Source organism: Flammeovirga agarivorans (assembly GCF_012641475.1).
In the GTDB taxonomy this organism is placed as follows: domain Bacteria; phylum Bacteroidota; class Bacteroidia; order Cytophagales; family Flammeovirgaceae; genus Flammeovirga; species Flammeovirga agarivorans.
The window spans coordinates 708,569-729,012 of record NZ_JABAIL010000002.1; the positions used below are offsets into that span (position 1 = coordinate 708,569).

Annotated in this window: 18 protein-coding genes and 2 tRNA genes; 10 read left to right on the plus strand and 10 right to left on the minus strand. The window is 35.5% G+C overall.

Annotation, left to right across the window (positions count from 1 at the left end):
* The first annotated feature begins 130 nt into the window (after nucleotides 1–130).
* Nucleotides 131–847 carry a CRISPR-associated endoribonuclease Cas6 gene (gene cas6 / locus HGP29_RS07685; protein ID WP_168881785.1) on the plus strand — a complete coding sequence of 239 codons (717 nt, stop codon included), beginning with the start codon at nucleotides 131–133 and terminating at the stop codon, nucleotides 845–847.
* Here cas6 and HGP29_RS07690 read toward each other — a convergent pair.
* Nucleotides 844–2,037 (minus strand): site-2 protease family protein, encoded by a 1,194-nt coding sequence (locus HGP29_RS07690; RefSeq protein ID WP_235958276.1) that lies wholly within the window; start codon nucleotides 2,035–2,037, stop codon nucleotides 844–846. The genes cas6 and HGP29_RS07690 overlap by 4 nt on opposite strands.
* Before the next feature lie 50 nt (nucleotides 2,038–2,087).
* Between HGP29_RS07690 and HGP29_RS07695 the strand changes: the two genes are divergently transcribed.
* Nucleotides 2,088–3,026, plus strand: coding sequence for an RluA family pseudouridine synthase (locus tag HGP29_RS07695; RefSeq protein ID WP_168881786.1), 939 nt, complete (start codon nucleotides 2,088–2,090; stop codon nucleotides 3,024–3,026).
* A 39-nt stretch (nucleotides 3,027–3,065) separates the two neighbouring features.
* On the opposite strand, the gene HGP29_RS07700 is transcribed toward HGP29_RS07695, so the two are convergent.
* The 8 genes from HGP29_RS07700 to ilvE form a co-directional block, all read right to left on the minus strand.
* Nucleotides 3,066–3,142 (minus strand) — tRNA-Asp (locus HGP29_RS07700).
* A gap of 35 nt (nucleotides 3,143–3,177) precedes the next feature.
* Nucleotides 3,178–3,254, minus strand: a tRNA-Asp gene (locus HGP29_RS07705).
* A gap of 148 nt (nucleotides 3,255–3,402) precedes the next feature.
* The gene (ilvA, locus tag HGP29_RS07710) at nucleotides 3,403–4,671 is read right to left on the minus strand and encodes a threonine ammonia-lyase (protein ID WP_168881787.1); all 1,269 of its coding nucleotides are present in this window, start codon (nucleotides 4,669–4,671) and stop codon (nucleotides 3,403–3,405) included.
* A 100-nt stretch (nucleotides 4,672–4,771) separates the two neighbouring features.
* Nucleotides 4,772–5,836 carry a ketol-acid reductoisomerase gene (ilvC, locus tag HGP29_RS07715; protein ID WP_168881788.1) on the minus strand — a complete coding sequence of 355 codons (1,065 nt, stop codon included), beginning with the start codon at nucleotides 5,834–5,836 and terminating at the stop codon, nucleotides 4,772–4,774.
* Between the two features lie 58 nt (nucleotides 5,837–5,894).
* Nucleotides 5,895–6,437, minus strand: coding sequence for an acetolactate synthase small subunit (gene ilvN, locus HGP29_RS07720; protein WP_168881789.1), 543 nt, complete (start codon nucleotides 6,435–6,437; stop codon nucleotides 5,895–5,897).
* A 12-nt stretch (nucleotides 6,438–6,449) separates the two neighbouring features.
* On the minus strand, nucleotides 6,450–8,189 hold the full coding sequence (ilvB, locus tag HGP29_RS07725) for a biosynthetic-type acetolactate synthase large subunit (RefSeq protein WP_168881790.1): 1,740 nt from the start codon (nucleotides 8,187–8,189) through the stop codon (nucleotides 6,450–6,452).
* Nucleotides 8,190–8,227: 38 nt separating this feature from the next.
* On the minus strand, nucleotides 8,228–9,910 hold the full coding sequence (gene ilvD, locus HGP29_RS07730; RefSeq protein WP_168881791.1) for a dihydroxy-acid dehydratase: 1,683 nt from the start codon (nucleotides 9,908–9,910) through the stop codon (nucleotides 8,228–8,230).
* Between the two features lie 37 nt (nucleotides 9,911–9,947).
* Nucleotides 9,948–10,841, minus strand: a complete 894-nt coding sequence (ilvE, locus tag HGP29_RS07735) for a branched-chain-amino-acid transaminase (RefSeq protein WP_168881792.1) — start codon at nucleotides 10,839–10,841, stop codon at nucleotides 9,948–9,950.
* A 436-nt stretch (nucleotides 10,842–11,277) separates the two neighbouring features.
* On the opposite strand from ilvE, the gene HGP29_RS07740 reads away from it, so the two are divergent.
* The 7 genes from HGP29_RS07740 (at nucleotide 11,278) to HGP29_RS07770 (ending at nucleotide 18,808) form a co-directional block, all read left to right on the plus strand.
* On the plus strand, nucleotides 11,278–11,919 hold the full coding sequence (locus HGP29_RS07740; RefSeq protein WP_168881793.1) for a polysaccharide deacetylase family protein: 642 nt from the start codon (nucleotides 11,278–11,280) through the stop codon (nucleotides 11,917–11,919).
* Between the two features lie 79 nt (nucleotides 11,920–11,998).
* Nucleotides 11,999–12,778, plus strand: coding sequence for a ParA family protein (locus HGP29_RS07745; protein WP_168881794.1), 780 nt, complete (start codon nucleotides 11,999–12,001; stop codon nucleotides 12,776–12,778).
* A gap of 78 nt (nucleotides 12,779–12,856) precedes the next feature.
* Nucleotides 12,857–13,804 carry a ParB/RepB/Spo0J family partition protein gene (locus HGP29_RS07750; RefSeq protein WP_168881795.1) on the plus strand — a complete coding sequence of 316 codons (948 nt, stop codon included), beginning with the start codon at nucleotides 12,857–12,859 and terminating at the stop codon, nucleotides 13,802–13,804.
* Nucleotides 13,804–14,517: a DUF5683 domain-containing protein gene (locus HGP29_RS07755; protein WP_168881796.1), complete on the plus strand. Its 714-nt coding sequence runs from the start codon at nucleotides 13,804–13,806 to the stop codon at nucleotides 14,515–14,517. Before HGP29_RS07750 ends, HGP29_RS07755 begins: the two co-directional genes overlap by 1 nt.
* Before the next feature lie 8 nt (nucleotides 14,518–14,525).
* On the plus strand, nucleotides 14,526–15,251 hold the full coding sequence (gene dapB, locus HGP29_RS07760) for a 4-hydroxy-tetrahydrodipicolinate reductase (RefSeq protein ID WP_168881797.1): 726 nt from the start codon (nucleotides 14,526–14,528) through the stop codon (nucleotides 15,249–15,251).
* A gap of 10 nt (nucleotides 15,252–15,261) precedes the next feature.
* Complete coding sequence (lepB, locus tag HGP29_RS07765) at nucleotides 15,262–16,536, plus strand: signal peptidase I (protein ID WP_168881798.1); 1,275 nt, start codon at nucleotides 15,262–15,264, stop codon at nucleotides 16,534–16,536.
* Between the two features lie 91 nt (nucleotides 16,537–16,627).
* Entirely contained in the window at nucleotides 16,628–18,808 is a 2,181-nt protein-coding gene (locus HGP29_RS07770) for a S46 family peptidase (protein ID WP_168881799.1), read from the plus strand.
* Between the two features lie 60 nt (nucleotides 18,809–18,868).
* On the opposite strand, the gene HGP29_RS07775 is transcribed toward HGP29_RS07770, so the two are convergent.
* On the minus strand, nucleotides 18,869–19,318 hold the full coding sequence (locus HGP29_RS07775; RefSeq protein ID WP_168881800.1) for a hypothetical protein: 450 nt from the start codon (nucleotides 19,316–19,318) through the stop codon (nucleotides 18,869–18,871).
* A 104-nt stretch (nucleotides 19,319–19,422) separates the two neighbouring features.
* Between HGP29_RS07775 and tsaD the strand changes: the two genes are divergently transcribed.
* Nucleotides 19,423–20,442, plus strand: coding sequence for a tRNA (adenosine(37)-N6)-threonylcarbamoyltransferase complex transferase subunit TsaD (tsaD, locus tag HGP29_RS07780; RefSeq protein WP_168881801.1), 1,020 nt, complete (start codon nucleotides 19,423–19,425; stop codon nucleotides 20,440–20,442).
* The last annotated feature ends 2 nt before the right edge of the window (nucleotides 20,443–20,444 follow it).

Genomic DNA, 20,444 nt, shown 5'->3' on the forward strand with positions numbered 1-20,444 from the left:
TAATCTAATTAGGATTTATCCTTTTTGTTACCAACTACAAATTTTTTAGAAGGTGCGCATAAGAATAATCTTCAATCTCAGAAATAAGGGTGCAATATTACCCTTTCATCACCAAAAACTTGTTCAAAACATGCTTAGAATAGTATGTGCTGACAATGAGTTATTTGAGTCCTCGAATTTCACTTTTTCTGGTCTTAAAGGTCAGACTAAAGTAGGTCGTGAAGGATTACATTATTTTTCAAAAAAAGCAACCATCGTTTTAACGAGTCCTAGTAAAACTTTCATAGATAGAGTAGTTCAAGGTCTTTTTCAAGAATCACATATTTTGTTAGGCAATTTAATGCTCCAAGCAGATTCTGTAGAAATTGAAGATGCCCCTACATTCAAAGAATCTATGAAGTATTTATGTATTTCACCCATTGTACCTTTTCACCAAATAGAAGGCTTGAACAATAAAATGTTCGTCAATCCAATGAGTGATGACTTCTCTGATATGCTTTACGATTCTACAATGTTTAGAATGGAAAAATCTGGAAAATATACTACAGAACAGATTTCTTCATTTTTCCGTTTTCAGGTAATTCCTGATGAACAGTATTTGGCTAGAATTAATCGTATGGACAAGAAGTTTGCCCGTATTTACTCTGTTATTAAAGGTGGTGAAATCTTTGAAGCAAGAGGCTACACACTTCCTTTTGAAGTATTAGCTGCTCCAGAAGTACAAGAGTTTATCTATAACAATGGTTTTGGAGAATTAACTACCCATGGTTTTGGTATGTTAGACATCCCTAACTTCAACCCAGGTAAACAACCATACATTTTTGACGAAGAAACACAACAACCCTAATTAATAATAAAAGGGGTTGGAGTAAAACATAATATAAATATGATCAAGGTGATGATGCCGAAAAATTTACGTTTGGTATCAACACCTTTTTCATTTATTGCAGGTGGATGATGTAAACCTAGGAATCTAGAAAGAATAAATACCCAAAATAACCATCCCTCATAGCCTACTACATCAGGATAAATCGTAGTGATTACAAATTGCAATGTAAATATTGACATCGCATACAGAGCTATTGTTATTTTATCTTTGAATAGTTTCATCGAAACCAAATACAAATAAATCACATAAAAAGGAGCATAGGTAATTAATATTTCATTGCTATCTATCGCAGAAAATAAACCTAAACCTCCCCAAAACAGCAATGCCGCAAAAGTATAAGGTAAGATCTTATTGAACCATTTTCTTCCTATGATACTATATAAAGCATGCCCACCATCTAACTGACCAAATGGCATTAGATTTAATGCAGTAAAGAAACAAGCAAGTAACCCTGAAAATAAAAAAGGGTAATGCATTAATTCATGTCCATTAGGTACTAAACTTGGGTCCGGAGCAACATAATAAGTGAAAAACTGAAATAATAGGTTCGTTCCAATAGTTAAATTTTCTCCTTCATTTAAATTCTCGTAGGCATATTTTGCATAGTCTAATCCCCATTGTTGATATTCAGGGTGAATCTGAAAGATATATTCTGGAGGAGGAAGGTGAGTAAAACCATAAAATAAGACGACTAAAGCTGCCAAAAAGCCTGCAATAGGGCCAGATACTCCAACGTCAAAGAACTCCTTTCTTGATTTTAACCGACTCTTGATACTAATAAATGCACCAAATGTACCTAAAGAAGGACCTAAACTTAAAAACCATACTGGAAGAAAATAAGGAAGTGTCACTTTTAATTTGTAATACTTTGCTGTAAAGTAATGTCCAAATTCATGGATCGTGAGTATACCTACAAATGGAATCGAGTACATTAAAGACCCTTTCCATTCTTCGGGTGTTAACTCAGAAAATAACACCGATTTACCGTAGATCCATTCAGCTCCTGCAAAAGTAGTTGCCATCACTGTTAAGATAAATAACAATAGGTGTTTCCACCAGACCATTCCAACTGTTTTTTTCTTTTGTGGTGCTTTTGACTTATTGATATTATTATTCTGATCGATAATAGATCTATTATTTTCCTCCATATTTCAATTCTAAAAATTAGCTTTGCAAGTTAGCATTTTAAAATAAAGTTATGCCTACTGTAAAACATTTACATGAATCGTTTATTATTCCCGACGGAGGAAAGTCTACGCGTTTAGATCACTTCCTCTCTTTACAACTTCCTAACAAAAGTAGAAATGTAATTCAGAAACACATAAAAGATGTACTTGTTTTAGTTAATGGTAAAAAATCTAAATCAAGCTATCAATTAAAACCTAGTGATAAAATTGAATGGTTTGAATATTTCCGAAAAAGAGTTGAACTAGAACCCTATGACTTTCCTCTTGATATTATATATGAAGAAAAAGATTTTATCGTAGTCAATAAACCTGCTCAAATGCCAATGCACCCTGGATTGGGGCATTATGATCATACGTTACAAAACGCTCTTTTACACCATTACCAAATATCTAATCAGAAAGATTCACTGGTTAAAGATTGCTTGGTGCAACGATTAGATAAAGATACTAGCGGTATAGTTGTTATTCCTAAAACAATTGAAGCAAGAGAATTCCTCTCAGAGCAATTTAAATCACTCAAACCCTACAGAATATACCAAGCTATAGTTTGGGGGCAACTGAAGCAGAAAGAAGGGGTGATACAGGAATTCATTGGACGCAATCCATCAAATGAGAGAAGTATTGAAGTATCAAAGGATAAATCTTTTGGAAAAGAAGCTATCACACATTATCGAGTGATTAAGGAACATAAGAAGTTTTCATTGGTGGAATGTCGTTTAGAAACCGGACGCACACATCAAATTAGAGTACATATGCAATTTATTGGTCATCCTCTTGTTGGTGATAAAAGATATGAAGTACCCATGCTGACATATGACAATGCATTACAAAACAAGGTAGGCAGACATTTATTACATGCTAAAACATTACATTTCACTTCTCCCTCAAATAAAGAATTATTAAAATTTGAAAATGACCTACCTGAAGAAATGTTAGATCTAATAAAATAAAAAAGGCAAGCTCAAATGAACTTGCCTTTCTGAATTGGTTGGCGGAACAGACGGGACTCGAACCCGCGACCCCCTGCGTGACAGGCAGGTATTCTAACCAACTGAACTACTGCTCCAGTCATCTGTTTTTGAAAGTCTGATGAAGACTTGTTGGCGGAACAGACGGGACTCGAACCCGCGACCCCCTGCGTGACAGGCAGGTATTCTAACCAACTGAACTACTGCTCCAGTTCGCTTTTACAGGAGAGGTTTCCTAAAAAGCGATGCAAATATGCACCCTTGATTTTTATAAAACAAGGATTAAAGAGATTAAAAATGTAATCTATTCTTAATGAAATTATAAAATACTGATGATCAATATTAAATCAGTAACTTATCAAATCAAAAAGTTAAACATATCTTGATTCTCATTTAGTAATTCGTACTTATAACCACCTTTTTTCATCCTTTGAGTTAAGCTATCAAAGTCAGATGGGTACTTCACTTCTATACCAACAATGGCAGGAGCTTTCTCTCTATTTACCTTTTTTGTGTATTCGAAGTGCACAATGTCATCATTTGGACCAAGTACTTCTGCTAAGAATTCTCTAAGAGCTCCTGCTCTTTGAGGGAATCTTACCATAAAATAATGTTTATATCCTTCGTATAATAAAGAGCGTTCTTTAATCTCTTCCATACGTCCAATATCATTATTGGAACCAGATACTACACATACTACTTTTTTGCCCTTTATTTCGTCTTTTATAGCATCTAATGCTGAGATAGACAAAGCTCCCGCTGGTTCCACTACAATAGCGTCCTCGTTGTATAATCTTAAGATAGTAGAGCAGACCTTTCCTTCAGGAACAAGTACTACATCTTTTAAGAATTGCTTTGCGATTTGGAAAGTGTTATCTCCTACTCTCTGAACGGCAGCACCATCAACAAACTTTTCTATTTTATCTAACGTTACTACCTCACCCTTATCAATAGATGCTTTCATCGCTGGAGCTCCTTCAGGTTCTACTCCAATTAACTTGGTATTAGGGCTAATCTGTTTAAAATAGCTACCTACACCAGAAGAAAGGCCTCCACCTCCAATAGGCATTACTAAGTAATCTATTTCTTCTTTAGCATCCTCCAATATCTCTAAGCCAACAGTACCTTGACCTTCGATTACTTTTGGATCATCAAAAGGGTGAATAAATACACGTCCTTCGCTTTCACAGCGTTCCATTGCAGCTGCATAAGCATCATCAAAAGTATCTCCTATAAGAACAACTTCTACTTTGTCCTTACCCCACATCCTTACCTGATTTACCTTTTGGTTTGGTGTAGGAGCAGGCATGTAAATCACACCATGAATACCCAATTGTTTACAAGAATAAGCAACACCTTGTGCATGGTTACCAGCACTGGCACATACAATACCTCTCTCTTTCTCTTCTTTAGACAATGAGGAGATTTTGTTGTAAGCACCTCTAAGCTTGTAAGAACGTACAATTTGAAGGTCCTCACGCTTCAACCAGATGTCTGCTTGATATCTTTCGGATAAATTCATGTTTCGCATCAAAGGAGTTCTTGTCACTACATCTTTGAGCTTTCTATGTGCTTTTACAACTGACTCTACACTGGGTAAAGCCACTGCTTCTTTTACTTCTGACATAAGGATTATATTTTACAAAGCATTAGTTAAGACTAATACTTAAAGATTGAAAAAGGGGAAAGCCGAAGCAATCCCCCTTTTCAATGAATATGATTAAAGCCTAAGCTTCTTGTTCTACTTCTTGGTTTTCAGGACGCAATGATCTTACTGCTGCACCTGCTCTCCACATTTCAGACTCACGTAATACACGTAATTCTTCGTCTAACTTCTCACGGTAATCTGGTTGAGAGTTAGTATCGATTGAACGTTGAGCTTCCTCACCAGTTGCTACAGACTCATATAAATCTTCAACTACTGGACGAACTGCATCACGGAATTTATCTTTCCAGTCTAATGCACCTCTTTGAGCAGTTGTAGAACAGTTAGCATACATCCAGTCCATACCGTTCTTAGCAACTAATGGCATTAATGATTGAGTTAACTCCTCAACAGTTTCGTTGAACGCCTCTGATGGAGAGTGACCGTTCTCACGAAGTACGTCATATTGTGCTTCGAATAAACCTTGGATAGCACCCATTAATGAACCACGCTCACCAGTCAAATCAGAGTAAACCTCTTTTTTGAAGTCAGTTGGGAATAAGTAACCAGCACCAACACCAATACCTAAAGCGATAGTTCTGTTGTAAGCGTTACCTGAAGCATCTTGGTAGATTGCATACGAAGAGTTCAAACCACGACCTTCTAAGAACATTGTTCTTAATGAAGTACCTGAACCTTTTGGAGCAACTAAGATTACGTCAATATCTTTTGGAGGTACGATACCTGTACGCTCATGGTAAGTAACACCAAAACCATGAGAGAAATAAAGTGCCTTACCTGGAGTTAATTTCTCTTTCAATTGTGGCCATACTGCAATTTGAGCAGCATCTGAAAGTAAGTAACAAATAATTGTACCTTTCTCAGCAGCTTCACCGATTTCAAAAAGTGTTTCACCTGGTACCCAACCGTCAGCAACAGCTTTATCCCATGAAGCACCACCTTTACGTTGACCAACGATAACGTTTAAACCATTGTCACGCATGTTTTGCGCTTGACCTGGTCCTTGTACACCGTAACCGATAACTGCAATAGTTTCATTTTTAAGTACATCTTGAGCTTTCTCTAATGGAAACTCCTCACGCATTACTACGTTCTCTACTACTCCTCCGAAATTGATCTCTGCCATAATAATTAAAAGTTGTGATTCTTTATTAGTTTGAAAGTTATTTTAAGACCCTATGGATCTATACAATCGCATCCTCTTGTTCAAATTCTGCCAATAATGCACTGATTTCTTGACGTTCCTTTGACAATGCAATTCTTCCTGAACGTCCAAACTGCATCAACCCAAAAGGTTTAAGCGCCTCATATAAAGCGTGAGTATCTTCTTCATGACCTGTCTTTTCGATCACTATGAAGTCAGCTTTAGCGGCTAAAATTCTTGCGTGGTTTTTTCTTACAATTTCCTCTACTGCATCAGAGTTTGTAAGGCTATCCACAGCCACTTTATATAAAGCTATTTCTTGATAGATGGTATCACTATCTTCATACAGATAGCAACGAAGTACATCTATTTGTTTTTCTATTTGTTTTGCTACCTTTTCAGCCTGATCCTTACCAGTGTTAAACACAATAGTGAATCTATGGACATGGTCCACTTCTGATGCTGATGTAGTTAAACTTTCAATATTTAATTTTCTTCTAGTGAAGATGATTGAAATACGGTTCGTTAGACCTACTACGTTTTCTGTAAATATTGATAAGGTAAATCTTTGTTTCTCCTCCATGATCTTATGATTTTACTTCAAACGAACATTTGAAACCGATTCTCCCGTAGGGATCATTGGGAATACATTTGATTCTTTTTCAACAACTACTTCTAGGAAACAAGGCCCTTCAGTAGCTAACCATTGATCCATCTTAGCACTTAAGTCTTCTCTTGATTCAGACTTGTCAGCTTTGATGTAATAAGACTCTGCCATTTTTACAAAATCAGGGTTTACCATCTCTGTAAATGAGTATCTTCTATCGAAGAATAACTCTTGCCATTGTCTTACCATTCCTAAGAAACTGTTATTTAAAACAAGAATCTTCACAGGAATTTTATATTGGAATATTGTTCCCAATTCTTGAACAGTCATTTGGTAACCACCATCACCTGAGATAGATACTACCAAACGATCGGGAGCTCCAACTGCTGCACCCATGGCTGCAGGAAGGGCAAAACCCATTGTTCCCAAACCTCCAGAACTTACAATACTGTCAGTAATTTTAAATTCATAATATCTAGATGCTTCCATTTGGTGCTGTCCTACATCTGTTACAATGATCGCCTCACCTTTTGTTTTATCTGAAAGCATTTTGATTACTTCTGACATTTTTACTTTCTCAGTACTGTCGCCCAAAGCATAGTCTAATACTTCTTTCTTTTCGATATCATCACAAGCATGGAATTCTGCTAACCACTCGTCGTGTTTTGCTTCTTTCACTTTAGGAATCAATCGTTCTAACGCTTCTTTTGCATCAGAAATTAAAGCTACATCCGCTTTCACATTCTTATCAATCTCAGAAGGATCGATTTCAATATGAATCACTTTTGCCTGCTTTGCATATCTACTCAAATCGCCAGTTACACGGTCATCAAAACGCATACCTACAGCGATAAGAACATCACATTCGTTGGTTTTTACATTTGTACCATAGTTACCATGCATACCTAAATATCCTACATAAAGAGGATGGTCGGTTGGTACAGCTGATAAACCTAATAAAGTTGATGCCATTGGAATGCCTGCTTTTTCTGCAAATGCAATCAATTCCTTTTCTGCTTTTGATAACATCACTCCGTGACCTACTAAAATGTATGGCTTTTTGGATTGATTGATCAAAGCAGCTGCAGCATCAATAGCTTCTTCTTTTGCTGTTTGAACAGGTTGATAGCTTCTGATTTTAGTACAAGGTTTGTATTTAAAATCACACTCTTCAAACTGAGCATCCTTAGTGATATCAATTAACACAGGACCTGGTCTTCCACTTTTTGCGATGTAAAATGCTTTCGCAATCGCTTCAGGAATTTCAGATGCTTTTGTTACTTGATAATTCCACTTTGTTACAGGAGTTGAAATACCTACAACATCAGTTTCTTGGAATGCATCTGTACCTAATAAGTGAGATGCTACTTGACCAGTGATTGCTACCATTGGAGTAGAATCGATCATTGCATCCGCTAAACCTGTGATTAAGTTTGTTGCACCAGGACCAGAAGTTGCCATACAAACCCCTACTCTATGATTGACTCGAGCATATCCTTGAGCTGCGTGTGTAGCTCCTTGCTCGTGACGCACAAGAATGTGCTTTAACTTGTCATCATAGTGATAAAGCTTATCATACACAGGCATGATTGCTCCACCCGGGTAACCAAAAATAGTATCTACCCCTTCTTCTACTAAAGCCATTAATAAAGCTTCAGCTCCAGTTACTTTTGGTGTTTTCTGCTTGGCGCCTTGTTCTTGTGTGAACTCTTTTGTCGCTGTACTCATTATTGAAACAATTTTTCGTACTACTTCTTAATCACTGATTAAAATTCATCAGTTACACATCCTTCAGATGCAGAAGAAACTGTTTTTATATACTTATAAAGGATTCCTTTCTTGAATTTTGGCTCTGGAGCAACCCATTTTGCTCTTCTTTCTGCCAATTCCTCGTCAGATAAATCTACTTCGATTTTGTTTGTTACCGCATCGATAGTAATCATATCACCATCTTTAAGAAGTGCGATATTACCACCTACTGCAGCTTCTGGAGTAATGTGCCCTACAACAAAACCGTGTGTACCACCTGAGAATCTACCATCTGTAATTAGGGCTACTTCTTTACCAAGACCTGCACCCATAATTGCTGATGTAGGTTTCAGCATCTCTGGCATACCAGGACCGCCTTTTGGTCCTTCATAACGGATTACAACTACATCACCTTTCTCTACTTCTCCGTTTGAGATACCATCGATAACTGCAAACTCGTTATCAAATACCTTCGCAGGACCAACAAACTTCTCACCTTCTTTACCAGTGATTTTTGCTACAGAACCTTCAGTTGCAAGGTTACCATATAAAATTTGTAAGTGACCTGTTTTCTTAATAGGATTATCTTGAGGTCTCATTAAGTCTTGTTCTGAACCTAGAGGATCAACATCTGCTAAGTTTTCAGCAATTGTTTTACCTGTTACAGTCATACAAGAACCATCTAATAACCCCCAGTTAAGAAGAGTTTTCATTACTGCTGGGATACCGCCCACTGCAAACACATCTTCCATTAGGTATTTACCTGAAGGCTTAAGATCTGCAAAGAATGGTACCTTATCTGAAACTCTTTGAATATCATCTAAAGTTAATTCGATGTCTGCAGCTTTAGCAATTGCCAACATGTGTAATGTAGCATTTGTAGAACCACCTAATGCCATAATTACTGCTAATGCATTTTCGAAAGATGCTTTAGTTAAGATGTCAGAAGGTTTTAAGTCTAGTTCTAATAAGTTACGAATAGCAGGTCCTAACTTCTGGCATTCATCTTTCTTATTAGTACTTACTGCAGGGTTAGATGAAGAATATGGTAAACTCATACCCATTGCTTCAATAGCTGAAGCCATTGTATTTGCTGTGTACATACCACCACAAGCACCAGCTCCTGGAATAGCATTTTTAATTACACCTTTATAATCTTCATCTGAAATTGTACCAGCGATTTTTTCACCTAGAGCTTCAAAAGCAGATACAATGTTTAATTTTTTCTTTTTCCAGCAACCTGATGCAATAGTACCACCATACAACATGATAGTTGGACGGTTAATACGACACATTGCCATCATAGCACCTGGCATATTTTTATCACAACCTACAACAGTAATTAATCCATCGTAGAATTGTCCGTTTGTAACTGTTTCAACAGAGTCAGCAATAATATCTCTTGAAGGAAGAGAGTAACGCATTCCAATTGTACCGTTAGTAATACCATCACTTACGCCAATTGTATTAAATACTAACCCCACCATATTTGCTTTTTGAACACCAACTTTAACTTCTGCAGCTAAACCGTTCAAGTGCATATTACATGTATTTCCCTCATAACCAGTACTAGCAATACCGATTTGAGGCTTATCCATATCCTCTTCAGTTAAACCAATACCGTATAACATGGCCTGTGCTGCAGGCTGTGTATCATCTTGAGTAATAGTGCGGCTGTGCTTATTTAACATCTCTGCCATAATTCCTGATTATTGTTTGTCTGTTATAATTCCGTAATTAGATAATTGAGTAATTGTCATACTCACTCTGTGTAACGAACTGTCTGTACTTTTCAAACACTTCACAACCGATAGTATTTTCCCAATCTTTATTCATTGGTTTTTTATCAATACTATTAATTCCTGTGATTTGTGCAGCAGTTCCGGTGAAGAAAGCTCCATCAATATCATTAAGATCTTCTGGTTTGTATTGTCCTTCTACTACTTCAACTCCTAAAGATTTTGCAATATCAAATACTACATTTCTTGTAATACCTGGATAAATGTGTCCTCTTTGAGAAGTATAAAGTTTTCCACCTTTTTCAAAAAAGAAGTTAGCACCTGTACCTTCAGAGATGAAACCATCTACATCCAATAATAACGCATCATCAAAACCTCTTTCTTTTGCTTCTGCGATAGAAACAATTGAATTAATGTAGTGACCTGAAATTTTAGCTTCTACATTAAATGAATATGGACTAGGACGAGTATATGCTGAGATAGTGATATCCAACAAGTCTTTTCCTAAGAATTTATCCCAACGGAAAGCAGCAATGAATAAGTTATGCTTTTTAGTTGGTGTTAAATCCATATTCTCATCAGCATAAACTAATGGACGGATATAAGCATCAGTAAAGCCATTTTCTTCAAGTAGTTGATAAGACACTCCAACGAGCTCATCCACATTATAGTCAATATCGAGGTGCATTGTTTTTGCTGCTTCGATAAAACGAGTAATATGTTCTTTTGCTTTGAAGATATGTGGACCAAGAGCTGTATCATAAGCTCTCATGGCATCAAAAACACCATTCCCATAGTGCAAAGACTGAGAAAATAAATCTGCCTTTGCCTCTTCAGCCTTGATAAATTCTCCGTTATGGAAAATTACTGTGTCTTTATCATAATATTTCATTCGCATGAAGAGTTTAAAACTTTACTAATTCCGACTATTATAAATGCTGATAATAAAAAAACCACTGTCAAGATAGTTTTACTTTGACAATGGCCTCTATATATTTTCTAAAACAAAATACGATCCTGGACCATTATCTCTCCTTAATCAGGACGACAATCGTAATATTAATAATAACTAGGACGATATTTTGCGTTTTATTCAACATTTTCAATCATTGTTTGATTCAAATATAAAGATCTTATTTTTTTATTTGCAAATAATCAAATTAGGAATCGCTCCGTTTTTATAAATAATTACGAAGTCTAAGGGTATTTTATCATATTTTTTACACTACAAATACTGATATACAGCATTTTAAACAAAAAATAAATATCATTCCTAAGCTTAATATTAAAGATCTTATATTTGTAGGTGTATTAGAAAAACTATAAAAATGATTCAAAAAGTCGGTAGTATCGTTAGAGATAAACTATTCCCGAGTCTAACTTGGAAGAAAGAGCAAACAGATCAGCCTACAATCTATCTTACATTTGATGATGGACCGATTCCAGAGATCACACCTTGGGTGCTTGAACAACTTTCTAATTACAATGCTAAGGCCACATTTTTCTGTGTGGGTGATAATATTAGGAAACACCCTGAAATATATCAGAAAGTATTAAGTGAAGGACATACCGTTGGCAATCATACTTTCAATCATTTACAATATTGGAAAAATGGTCTAACTAAATATTTAGAAAATATTGAGGAGTGCCAAAAATGGCTAGAAAGTAACACCTTATTTAAAGGTCAATCACAAAAGAATCTTTTTAGACCTCCACATGGTCAAGTTGGAAAAAAGATGATTCGAGAAATTCTACCCAACTATGAGATGATCATGTGGCATGTGTTAACTCGAGACTATAATAAAAACTTCAAAAAAGAGAAATGTTTGTCTACTGCAATCAAGCTAACTGAAGACGGTTCGATTGTAGTTTTTCATGATAGTATTAAAGCAGAAAAGAATCTCAAGTATGTTTTACCTCGATTTTTAGCTCATTTTTCTAAAAAAGGTTATCATTTTGCCTCACTTTAAATAAAGAGAATATATTTTTTAAAGTAGATGGTGAAAAAAACTATATTTGTGTTTACTAAGAATTTAAGAAGGATACGCAATGGGTAAGATCATAGCAGTAGCTAATCAAAAAGGCGGTGTTGGTAAAACCACAACAGCAGTTAATCTAGCAGCAAGTTTTGCTGCCATGGAATTTAATGCATTATTGGTAGACGCCGATCCACAAGCAAACTCTACTTCAGGATTAAACCTTGATCCTAAAGAAGAAAGAAAAAGTATTTATAACTGCATGGTGGAAGACATCAATGTAGAAGATATAATTGTTAACTCTGAGTTTGATTATTTAGACATTATCCCTTCACATATCGATTTGGTAGGTGCGGAGATTGAAATGATTGATATTGAAGACAGAGAGAACAGAATGCTAAGAGCTTTAGAGCAAATTAAAGATAAATATGACTTTATCATTATTGACTGTTCGCCATCTCTTAACCTTATTACAGTAAATGCCCTTACAGCTGCAGACTCTGTTATTGTTCCTGTACAATGTGAGTTTTATGCACTTGAAGGCTTAGACAAATTACTTAATACTATTAAGCTGATTCAATCTCGTTTGAATCCTAATTTATTAATAGAAGGAATTTTAATGACCATGTATGATACTCGTTTAAGATTATCCAATCAGGTTATTGAAGAAGTGAAAAAGCACTTAGGTGACTTGGTGTTTGATGTTATTATTCCTAGAAATATTAAATTAAGTGAGGCACCTAGTTTTGGTGTTCCTGTAATTGCACACGATGCTGTTAGTAAAGGAGCTGTTTGCTATTTGAATTTGGCTCAGGAAATCCTTTCAAAAAACAAGATCGAAGTAAAAGCTTAAATAACCCCAAAATGATCCTGAAATAGTACAGCGATTATTTACACAATTTGATTAACTTATTGATTCGGCTGAATTATTATGCCTGATAAACCAGAAAAGAAAACATTAAAAAGAAGAAATGCATTGGGCAAAGGACTTGGTGCATTACTTGGAGATTCAAACAAAGCAGAATCTACTTCCTCTTCAACATCAGAAAAGGAAACAGAAGCTGTATCTGTAAATATAGTTGAGAAACTAGATGAAATTGCTGTTGAGCATATAGATAGAAACCCATTTCAGCCAAGGCTTGAATTTCAAGATGAGGCATTAAGAGAACTTGCCGATTCTATTCGAGTTCAAGGCATAATTCAACCTATCACAGTAAGAAAATTAACGGAAAATCAATATCAGATTATTTCCGGTGAAAGACGTTGGAGAGCTTCAAAAATGGCAGGACTGGAAAAGATCCCTGCTTATGTAAGAGGTGCCAATGATACACAAATGCTAGAAATGGCATTGATTGAAAATATTCAGCGAGAGGATTTAAACCCTATTGAAGTTGCGATTTCCTACCAACGACTTATCGCTGAATGTGATCTAAAGCAAGAAGAACTTGGCGACAGAGTAGGCAAGAAAAGATCTACAGTAGCCAACTACTTACGTTTATTAAAGTTGCCACCAGAAATTCAGTCTGGTTTAAGAAAAGGCACTATTAGTATGGGGCATGCTAGAGCATTAGTAAATGTAAATAGTATAGAAGTGCAATTGGCACTTTTTGATATGATCGTAAAAAATGAGCTTTCTGTAAGAAAAACTGAAAACCTAGTACGTGATGTCATTCAAGGTAAAGATCTTGTAAATAATAAGACAGCTCAGAAGAATCAACCTTTAGACTTTGAGTTTAGTCGATTACAAAGAGACTTATCTACACATTTTGGAACACAAATTAAAATCAAAAACTCATCAGAAGGTAAAGGCGAAATTAAAATTCCATACCAATCTGTTGAAGACCTTAACCGTATTTTAGACATTCTAAAAACTCACTGATGTCGAGCAATCGCACTTATTATATTATTCTATCATTATTTAGTCTATTCTTTTTAACTATTAACTCCTCTTATTCTCAAACTGTTACCGATTCAACAACAGTAGAAGAGAAAGAGTTAACTGCGGAAGAAAAAAGAGAATTAAATCAAAAATCAATTGATTCCTTGACCTCTATTAAACAGGTTCCGAATCATATTGATCCAAATGAGAGGAAGCGAAAGAAAAAGACTCAGTACAAATCTCTGACCGAGCCTACGAAAGCATCGTTTTATACGATTGTAATTCCTGGACTCGGTCAGATTTATAACGACAAAGCCTGGAAAATCCCTATCTTATATGGTGGTTTTGCTGTCTTTGGATACTTTATTAAGTTCAACCATACCAACTATATACAGAGTAGTCATTGGTTGGCTTACAAATCGGATGCTGATCCGACAAACGACGATCTTATTCCAGAAGAATATAGAGGTCTTTCGGAAGACAACTTAAGCTCAAGAAGGGATCGTTTTCGTAGGGATAGAGACTTCATGATTATTGTAGCATGTGGTTGGTACCTACTTGGAGCATTAGATGCTGCTGTAGATCAACACATGAGATACTATGATGTAAGTGAAGATTTATCACTTAAAATTGCTCCTTCTGCTATTCAAGATCCTTACAGTGGACTTCCTGCATTGGGCGCAAGGTTAACATTACAATTGAACACTAAATAATAAAACAAATGAATTTTTTATTAATCGGCTACGGTAAAATGGGTAAAACCATTGAGGGTATATTACAAGAAAGAGGTCATCGTGTAGTAATGGTTATCGATATGGATAATCGTGCTGATTTAGAGACATTAGATCCTGCAACTGTAGATGTAGCGATTGAATTTACTCAACCTAGCTCTGCATATGGCAATATTAAAACTTGTCTTGATAAAGGAATCCGTGTAGTCTCTGGTACTACAGGCTGGTTAGATAAAAAAGATGAAATTGAATTAACGACTAAAAATAATAAGACAGCATTTTTCTATGCTTCAAATTATAGTTTAGGCGTAAATATCTTCTTTGCTTTAAATAAAAAATTAGCAAAAATGATGTCTGCATTCAATAAAGAATATAAATCTTCAATGGTAGAAATTCACCATACGCAAAAGTTAGATGCTCCTTCTGGAACAGCAATTACTCTAGCTGAAGGTGTAATTGAAAACTTTGCAGGAGTAGACAAGTGGACATTAAAAGGTGAAGACGCTGCTGTTGACAATGGTATTGAGATTGAAGCGGTTCGTGAACCAGAGGTACCAGGTACCCATGAAGTAACTTACGAATCTGAGATCGATCGTATCGATATTAAGCATACTGCTCATTCAAGAAAAGGTTTTGCTTTAGGAGCTGTTTTAGCTGGAGAATGGTTACACCAAAAAGAAGGTATTTTCGGAATGGAAGATATGCTTGACTTATAATAAAGGGATAATGAGTAAAAAAGAAACTAAGAAAGGATTTTTAAAAGAATGGGGAGATGCACTACTTTTTGCTGTAGTTGCTGCCACATTTATTCGTTGGGTTGCTTTTGAAGCGTTTACGATCCCTACTTCATCAATGGAGAAGTCTCTTTACATTGGTGATTACTTATTTGTAAGTAAGTTACATTATGGACCAAGAACGCCAAAAACTCCTCTTCAAGTACCTTTAACACATCAAAAAATCTGGGGAACTGACATTAATTCATTTTCTGATTTAATTCAATTGCCTCAATTTAGATTACCTGGATTTAGTTCAGTACAAAACAATGATGTAGTTGTATTCAACTACCCTGCTGAAGAAAATGATTATCCATCAGACTTAAAAACCAATTATATCAAAAGATGTATTGGTATTGCTGGTGATGATATTCAAATCAAAGACCAAGTGGTTTCTATCAATGGTCAGGTTGTAGACTACCCTGAGTATATCAAACTACAAACTGATTATACGGTAAAAACAAAACAACCGCTAGGTCTTAAGTTTTTAGAGGACAACAACCTTTATTACAACATCGACAATATAGCTAGGTTCCCTACTCTTCAGAACGAGGCAGCATTAAGAGAATATATGATTCGTCAAGGTGCTACCAACTTCTATGGTAACTTGACTAAATCTAAAGATGGTATTTATACATATCATCACTTGAACTTAACAGATGAACAAGTGGCTGCTCTTAAAGCCTCTGAACTTGTTGTAGCTGTTGAAAAAATGATTGACAATTCACGTTTCAGAATCTTTGGTAATGCTGTAAACGAATGGACAACTGATAACTTTGGTCCATTACATATTCCAAAAGAAGGAGAAACGGTGAGCATTAATGAAAGTAACTGGCCTTATTACAAGGATATCATCCAAAAATATGAGGAAAATGAAAACCCTCAATTTAAAGATGGTAAACTTTATATTGGTGGTCAGGTTCAAGAAAGCTATACCATCCAACAAGATTACTATTTTATGATGGGTGATAACAGACACAACTCACTGGATTCTAGATTCTGGGGTTTTGTTCCTGAAGATCATATTATTGGTAAAGCTGTGATGGTTTGGATGTCAAACGATCCAAATCCTCAAACTGGAAGCATCCGTTGGAACAGATTATTACACATCATTGATAGTGACTTCCAACTTCCTGTAGCAGTGAAGTTTATTATCGGAGCTTTATTCTTTGGAATGATTATCTTCTTCTCAATCAGAGATAATAGAAAGAAAAACAACAACCTATAAGGTAATACTTTATACTTACGCCGAAGCTATTAGAAGAATAGCTTCGGCTTTTTTACACAACAACCATCATATATAACCAACAATATTTGAAATGAAAAAATACTTTCACATTCTCCTATTTGCATGTGTGATCGTACCTTCATCGGTATTTGCACATGAAGGGATGTGGCTACCGTCACTCCTACAACAACTTAACGAGGAAGACATGAAAGCTAATGGCTTTAAATTGTCTGCTGAAGATATCTACTCTGTAAACAAGTCCAGTATGAAAGATGCTGTGGTTTGGTTTGGTAGAGGTTGTACAGGCGAAGTAGTCTCAGATCAAGGCCTAATTTTAACCAACCATCACTGTGGTTATGGACAAATCCAATCGCATTCCACTGTAAAAGATGATTTACTTACAAATGGTTTCGCTGCTCAATCTTTTGGAGAAGAGCTTCCTAACTCTGGGTTAACAGTTTCTTTTGTAGTTCGAATTGATGACGTAACATCTAAAGTTCTTGCAGGAGTTAAAGACGGAATGCCAGAAGACAAACGTCAAGGAATTATAGACGAAAACATTAAAAAAGTAGGTGATGCAGCTGTAAAAGGAACACATTACAATTACATCATCAAGCCTTTCTTTTATGGCAACGAGTACTACATGTTTACAATGGAAACTTTCAAAGATATCCGTTTAGTGTTTGCTCCTCCATCTTCAATTGGTAAGTTTGGTGGTGATACCGACAACTGGGTATGGCCACGTCATACAGGTGACTTCTCTATCTTTAGAATCTATGCTGATAAAGATGGTAAACCTGCAGAATATTCAAAGGATAACGTACCATACAAACCTAAATACCATTTCCCAATTTCATTGAATGGTGTTAAACCTGACGACTTTACTATGGTTTATGGTTTCCCTGGAAGAACGCAACAGTACTTACCATCGGAAGGCGTTTCTTATGTAGTGAATACTTCTAATCCTATTAAAATCGCGATGCGTGAAAAAACTATCGAGATTTTAGATAAAAACATGGCTGCTAGTGACGAAGTAAGAATCAAGTATTCTGCTAAAAAAGCAAGAGTAGCTAATGCTTATAAAAAATGGATTGGTGAAAGTAAAGGACTAAAACGTCTTGATGCCATCAATAAGAAAGAAGAACAAGAAAAAATGTTCGAAGAAGCAGTTAAAAATAAGCCAGAATATGCTTCTTTATTAGAAAGCTTCAAGAAAGAATTTGCTGAGGTTGAAAAATACCAACTTGCCAGAGACCTATACATTGAAGAAATGTATTATGGCCCAGAAGTTTTACGCTTTGCTCTAGGTTTTAGTGAACTGAAATCTTTACAAGCAGGTAGCCCTGAAATGACAAAAACAATTGCTGCATTAAAGAATAAAGCAAAAGGTTTTTATAAAAACTATGATAAAGCAACGGATCAAGAAATATTTGTTTCTGCTTCTACACTTTACTCTGGAGCAATCGATGCCAGTTTCTTACCAGATGAATTCTTAAAAGCTAAAGAAAAAGGGTCATTTGATAAACTAGCTGGATCTATTTATAAGAAGAGTATTTTCGCTAATCAAGAGAAATTAATGACACTATTAGATGGTTCTGAAGCTTCTATCTATGCTAAAATTAAAAAAGACCCTGCTTTTGTTTTAGCAAAAGAGATTTATGACATCTATGCGACTCAAATTGTTCCTGATTACCGTAGATTGACAGAAGAGATTGACTTATCTATGCGTACATATGTAAAAGCATTAAGAGAAGTTTTCCCTAATAGAGAATACGTTGCTAACAACAAAGGAGCCAGCAAAAAATATTGGTCGGATGCCAATTCTACTCTTAGAGTTACATATGGCAAGATCGAAGGCTCTGAACCTCGTGATGGTGTAGAATTTAAATATTACACTACTCTAGAAGGTGTTATGGAAAAAAGGTTAACTGATGTACCAATGACACATGAGTTCTATGTTCCTCAAAAGCTTATGGATCTTTACAAATCAAAAGACTATGGGCAGTATGGAGAAGATGGAAAAATGATCGTTTGTATTACAGGTTCGAACCATACTACTGGCGGCAACTCTGGTTCTCCAGTAATTAATGCGGAAGGACAACTCATCGGTATCAACTTTGATAGAACTTGGGAATCTACAATGTCAGACTTAATGTTTGACCCAGTGAAATGTAGAAACATTATTGTTGATATCCGCTATGTTTTATTTGTTGTGGATAAATTTGGTAACTGCCCTCGTTTAATTGAAGAAATGACATTAGTGAAACAGTAATCTAATTTTCATTTATAAAAAAGCCTTGATCGTTAATGTTACGATCAAGGCTTTTTTCTTTTATTCTAAATTTAATCTTTCTGTCAATTCTTCAATTGCTTCTTCTTCATCATCACAAACTCCATCAGAAGCTTCAGCAAACAAATGAAGGATATCCAAGATATCTTCTTTTTCATCATCGTTTTCCTCCAGATAACTATGTAAAGTATCCAAAAATGGTTCTTTCCACTTATCTAGAGATTTCACTAAGTATTCAAGCTCCTGAAAATATGTTTTTTGGAGACTATCCAACTCAGGTTTTGTTAAAGAGCTTTTGTAAGCATCAGCCATAAATTTTGACAAATACTTTACAAAGACCCATTCTTCTTCATCGACTACCCCATCAGAGGCAACAATCAATAAACATGGGAAATAAGTAAATAGTGTCTGAAAATGTTCTCTTGAAATGTCAACATTATTAGTAGCTATATATTGTGCGTAGAGCTCTTCTGTTTTTTTGTGTGCACTCATAGTTATTTCAAAATAGTTTTCAATGTCAGTTAATGTGTGAGAAAATTGTTAGGGTGTTCAAAACTATAATAGTAATTTTGCCTTTCAAAGCAAAGTTAAATAGAATGAGCGGAACAATCCTAGCTATAGAATCATCTTGTGATGAAACATCAGCATCAGTAGTCAAAAATGGTACTGTACTTAGTAATATAGTATCTACACAAGAAGTACACCAAAAATATGGTGGTGTAGTTCCTGAATTGGCTTCTAGAGCACATCAAAAAAATATTCTTCCTGTTGTCAGTGCTGCTTTAGATGATGCAGGTGTTGAGAAAAAGGACCTTGATGCTGTTGCTTTTACTAAAGGACCTGGTCTTCTTGGAGCATTACTGGTAGGTACTTCATTTGCTAAAGGTATGGCTATGGCACTTGATATTCCATTGATTGGAGTAAACCATATGCAAGCACACATTCTTGCTCATTTTATTGATGATCCAAAACCGAACTTCCCATTTTTATGTTTAACAGTGAGTGGAGGCCATACTCAATTGGTTGTAGTTCACTCTCCTCTAAATATGGAAATTGTAGGTGAAACAATAGATGATGCTGTTGGTGAGGCTTTTGATAAAACAGCCAAAATCATGGGATTAGATTATCCTGGTGGTCCATTGATTGATAAATATGCGAAAGAGGGTGACCCGCTAAAATATGAATTCCCTAATGTAAATATTCCAGAGTATAATTTCTCTTTCAGTGGAATTAAAACGGCATTCTTGAACTTCCTTAGAAAGGAATCTCAGAAGGATGAAAACTTTGTGAAAGATAATATGGCAGATCTCTGTGCTAGTATTCAATACACTCTTATTAAAATTCTTATGAAGAAATTGATTAAAGCTTCTAAGGATTTAAATATTAAAGAAATTGGTATTGCCGGTGGTGTTTCTGCAAATTCATCACTAAGAAATACTATATTAGAGGAAGGAAAAAAGAGAGGGTGGAATGTTTTTATCCCTGAATTTGAACATTGTACTGATAATGCTGCTATGATTGCTATGGCTGCCCACTATCAATACGAAGGAAAAGATTTCGAAGCTTTAAATACATCTCCTAATCCTCGATTAAAATTTACAGGATCAGAAAAGTAAGA

Bases quoted from the DNA above. Each gene is read 5' to 3' on its own strand.
- HGP29_RS07690 (WP_235958276.1), bottom strand. From the start codon at position 2,037: ATGGAGGAAAATAATAGATCTATTATCGATCAGAATAATAATATCAAT.
- ilvE (WP_168881792.1), bottom strand. From the start codon at position 10,841: ATGAAATATTATGATAAAGACACAGTAATTTTCCATAACGGAGAATTT.
- tsaD (WP_168881801.1), top strand. From the start codon at position 19,423: ATGAGCGGAACAATCCTAGCTATAGAATCATCTTGTGATGAAACATCA.
- HGP29_RS07745 (WP_168881794.1), top strand. From the start codon at position 11,999: ATGGGTAAGATCATAGCAGTAGCTAATCAAAAAGGCGGTGTTGGTAAA.
- ilvC (WP_168881788.1), bottom strand. From the start codon at position 5,836: ATGGCAGAGATCAATTTCGGAGGAGTAGTAGAGAACGTAGTAATGCGT.
- HGP29_RS07775 (WP_168881800.1), bottom strand. From the start codon at position 19,318: ATGAGTGCACACAAAAAAACAGAAGAGCTCTACGCACAATATATAGCT.
- HGP29_RS07755 (WP_168881796.1), top strand. From the start codon at position 13,804: ATGTCGAGCAATCGCACTTATTATATTATTCTATCATTATTTAGTCTA.
- ilvD (WP_168881791.1), bottom strand. From the start codon at position 9,910: ATGGCAGAGATGTTAAATAAGCACAGCCGCACTATTACTCAAGATGAT.
- HGP29_RS07770 (WP_168881799.1), top strand. From the start codon at position 16,628: ATGAAAAAATACTTTCACATTCTCCTATTTGCATGTGTGATCGTACCT.
- HGP29_RS07740 (WP_168881793.1), top strand. From the start codon at position 11,278: ATGATTCAAAAAGTCGGTAGTATCGTTAGAGATAAACTATTCCCGAGT.
- ilvN (WP_168881789.1), bottom strand. From the start codon at position 6,437: ATGGAGGAGAAACAAAGATTTACCTTATCAATATTTACAGAAAACGTA.
- HGP29_RS07750 (WP_168881795.1), top strand. From the start codon at position 12,857: ATGCCTGATAAACCAGAAAAGAAAACATTAAAAAGAAGAAATGCATTG.
- ilvB (WP_168881790.1), bottom strand. From the start codon at position 8,189: ATGAGTACAGCGACAAAAGAGTTCACACAAGAACAAGGCGCCAAGCAG.
- dapB (WP_168881797.1), top strand. From the start codon at position 14,526: ATGAATTTTTTATTAATCGGCTACGGTAAAATGGGTAAAACCATTGAG.
- ilvA (WP_168881787.1), bottom strand. From the start codon at position 4,671: ATGTCAGAAGTAAAAGAAGCAGTGGCTTTACCCAGTGTAGAGTCAGTT.
- lepB (WP_168881798.1), top strand. From the start codon at position 15,262: ATGAGTAAAAAAGAAACTAAGAAAGGATTTTTAAAAGAATGGGGAGAT.
- HGP29_RS07695 (WP_168881786.1), top strand. From the start codon at position 2,088: ATGCCTACTGTAAAACATTTACATGAATCGTTTATTATTCCCGACGGA.
- cas6 (WP_168881785.1), top strand. From the start codon at position 131: ATGCTTAGAATAGTATGTGCTGACAATGAGTTATTTGAGTCCTCGAAT.